The organism is Kribbella sp. NPDC051586 (assembly GCF_044453965.1).
In the GTDB taxonomy this organism is placed as follows: Bacteria; Actinomycetota; Actinomycetes; order Propionibacteriales; family Kribbellaceae; genus Kribbella.
Genome location: NZ_JBITDF010000012.1, coordinates 1 through 1,085, shown reverse-complemented (window position 1 = coordinate 1,085; position 1,085 = coordinate 1). Strand labels below are relative to the sequence as shown.

The window sequence follows — 1,085 nt, the reverse complement described above, 5'->3', positions numbered from 1 at the left end:
TGTACTCGGCCAGGACGTTGGTGACGTTGGGGTTGGTGGGTTGACGTAGGGAAGACCTCCGGAGTGCGGTGGAGATAGCCGTCTTCACCAGTCCGGAGGTCTTCGTGTCCCACCGTAACGCGCGTCTGACAGTGCATGGCCGGTTGTTGCTGGTTGAGCGGGTTTGTCGTGATCGGCGGCCGGTGGCTCATGTGGCCAAGGAGCTGGGGGTGTCGCGGCAATGCGCGCACCGGTGGGTCGCGCGGTTCCTGGCCGAGGGCGAGGCAGGTCTGGTGGACCGCTCGTCGAGGCCGCACAGGTCCCCGCGCCGTACGCCGGCCGAGCTCGAGGACCGGGTACTGCGCGAACGCCGGGCGCAGCGCCGCGGACAGGACTGGCTGGCCGCCGAGACCGGGCTGCCGGCCCGGACGGTGTCACGGATCCTGCGCCGCCACCAGGTCCCGTACCTGCGCGACTGCGACCCGCTCACCGGACAGCTGATCCGGGCCAGCAAGACCACCGCGGTCCGCTACGAACGCGACCGGCCCGGCGAACTCGTCCACATGGATGTCAAGAAGATCGGTCGTATCCACGACGGCGGCGGCTGGAAGGCGAACGGCCGCGAACACGGCCAGACCGGGGCACAGAAGAAGGCCAGGATCGGCTACGACTACGTCCACTCCCTGGTCGACGACCACTCCCGGCTGGCCTACTCCGAGATCCTGCCCGACGAGAAAGGCCCCACCTGCGCCGGCTTCCTCACCCGCGCCGTCGCCTACTTCGCCGTCCACGGCATCACCCGGATCCAGCGATTGATGACCGACAACGCCTGGGCCTACCGCTGGTCCCTGCGCGAGGTCTGCACCACCCACGGCATCACCCAGAAATTCATCAAACCCCACTGCCCCTGGCAAAACGGCAAAGCCGAACGCTACAACCGCACCCTGCAAACCGAATGGGCCTACCGGCAGGTCTACAACACCAACACCCAACGCAGCCAAGCCCTCGACCCCTGGCTCACCTTCTACAACAATCAACGCCGACACACCGCACTCGGCGGCCGACCACCCATCAGCCGACTGTCACCAACCTCATGACCGAGTACA

The 1,085-nt window shown here is 66.9% G+C and carries 1 protein-coding gene; it reads left to right on the top strand.

Annotated features, from left to right (window positions below; all coding sequences use genetic code 11):
• Positions 1-104: 104 nt before the first annotated feature.
• The gene (locus ACIA58_RS41510; RefSeq protein WP_396409388.1) at positions 105-1,076 is read left to right on the top strand and encodes an IS481 family transposase; all 972 of its coding nucleotides are present in this window, start codon (positions 105-107) and stop codon (positions 1,074-1,076) included.
• Positions 1,077-1,085: the final 9 nt, after the last annotated feature.